The organism is Desulfurococcus sp., assembly GCF_049970475.1.
In the GTDB taxonomy this organism is placed as follows: domain Archaea; phylum Thermoproteota; class Thermoprotei_A; order Sulfolobales; family Desulfurococcaceae; genus Desulfurococcus; species Desulfurococcus amylolyticus.
Genome location: NZ_JBMFMW010000152.1, coordinates 1 through 1,638 on the forward strand (window position 1 = coordinate 1; position 1,638 = coordinate 1,638).

The 1,638-nt window shown below is 40.5% G+C and carries 4 protein-coding genes; all 4 read left to right on the top strand.

Annotation, left to right across the window (positions count from 1 at the left end; genetic code table 11):
• The coding region (locus ACP5N5_RS06895) for a 50S ribosomal protein L44e (protein WP_428134467.1) at window positions 1–259 on the top strand (259 nt) is incomplete at its 5' end.
• Window positions 256–462: a 30S ribosomal protein S27e gene (locus ACP5N5_RS06900; RefSeq protein ID WP_012608558.1), complete on the top strand. Its 207-nt coding sequence runs from the start codon at window positions 256–258 to the stop codon at window positions 460–462. The genes ACP5N5_RS06895 and ACP5N5_RS06900, both read left to right, overlap by 4 nt.
• Before the next feature lie 85 nt (window positions 463–547).
• Window positions 548–820, top strand: a complete 273-nt coding sequence (locus ACP5N5_RS06905) for a transcriptional regulator (protein ID WP_042667639.1) — start codon at window positions 548–550, stop codon at window positions 818–820.
• Window positions 821–965: 145 nt separating this feature from the next.
• Window positions 966–1,526, top strand: a complete 561-nt coding sequence (locus ACP5N5_RS06910; protein WP_428134476.1) for a hypothetical protein — start codon at window positions 966–968, stop codon at window positions 1,524–1,526.
• Window positions 1,527–1,638: the final 112 nt, after the last annotated feature.

The following is a 1,638-nucleotide window of genomic DNA, read 5'->3' on the forward strand; positions in this document are numbered from 1 at the left end:
CCCTAAATGCAGGACCCATACCGAGCATAGCGTGACGATATATAAGCATGGCAAGAGGAGGAGCCTCTCAGAGGGAGAACGGAGATATGCCAGGAAGAAGAAGGGTTATGGTTCGAAGAGGAAGCCTGAGCAGAAGAGGTTTGCCAAGGTAACAAAGAAGACAGTGTTGAAGCTGAAATGCTCGAAATGCGGGTATATAATACACAGGGAGGGCATCAGGCTTAAGAAGGCTGAGCTAGTAGAGGTGGGAGGGCGTTGAAGAAGACGAAGATATTGATACCCGCCCCGAGAAGCAGATTCTACAAGGTTATCTGTAGGACCTGTGGTGCCGAGAACATAGTATTTAGTCATTCGACATTTCCAGCGCGCTGCAAGGTTTGTGGAACACAGTTGGTTCAACCAACTGGCGGGAAAGCCAGGATACTCAGGGATAAAGCCGAGATAGTTGCTGAGCTGGGCTAGCTTTAACATCCTTTTCATATTTATTTATATATATTTCTCCTTTTATGAATAATACATGGATATTAATTAACGGGGGGTCAGGGTTTTGAGTAGGGATCAAGTGATTGGATGGGGCCTGCTAGCAATATCGATCATTGTAGTGCTAATCTATGCCTACGTATTATTCTTCACACAGTATTCAGGGCTATTAATGCAGTTAACGCTACTAATAGCTGTTGCAGGAGTCTTCGGAATACTTGGATGGATAGGGTACACACTTGCAACAACACCTCCTCCTAAACCCATTGAGGAGATAGAAAAGGAGATCGAGGAGGAAGCAAAGAAGGAGAGCAGTGGACCTCAATCCCAGTCCAGCTAGTTTTCAAAAACAGGTTTTTCTAATCTTGTATATCCATGAATTAGTTGGTATCTAGAGGAATCCTCGGCTGGTTTAAAGTATGTCTTATACACTTGGTTTATAAGTACTATATGTTATCTCTTATCATGGCCGAGCTGATTTAATTATGCATGAATATGAAATTAGTATTATCGTGTTCGCATTACTGCTTATAGCAGTCATTACTGCTTCGGCAGGATACTCAATGTGGTATGACAGCTTAAAGGCGAACATTTACATTCATATAAGGAAGCCGTATCTTGAAATAGGCTCTTGGAAAGTATTTGCAGCAAACGAGTACGTGTGTAAAGGCGTAAATGATGTGGTTCTTTCAACCGATAATAGGTCACTTATGATCCATGTGGATAATGCATCCACGGTATGGGTTGGACTTGTCGTCGAGAACAATGATGTAGTTACAGCAACCCTAAGGAATATCAATGTATCAATAGCTACTCATGAAGGCGTAGTAAATCCCGTAATACAGATATACGTCTACCCTCCGGTTAAAACAGGTATTGGAAACAAGCCTTATTGGGGAGAAATAAAATGCAGTAACCTGCCTGTTCCAGGATATATTGGTAATTCGCTTAACATTGATGTCGAGGCAGGATTCAAGCTTGTTTCATGGATCGAGATAATGACGGGCAATATTGTTAGCTATACCGCGAATATATCTATTAATTGATAATATAAAGATAATAGCGTATTAGGTAATTACTCAAGTTATTTAATATATATGTATAAACAATACATAAAAAATATTAATAACTAAAATACTATTTTAATCAGCAGCCGCT

What these genes read in the sequence shown, in the direction of transcription:
- ACP5N5_RS06910 (WP_428134476.1), top strand. Translation starts at nt 966, where the DNA reads ATGCATGAATATGAAATTAGTATTATCGTGTTCGCATTACTGCTTATA.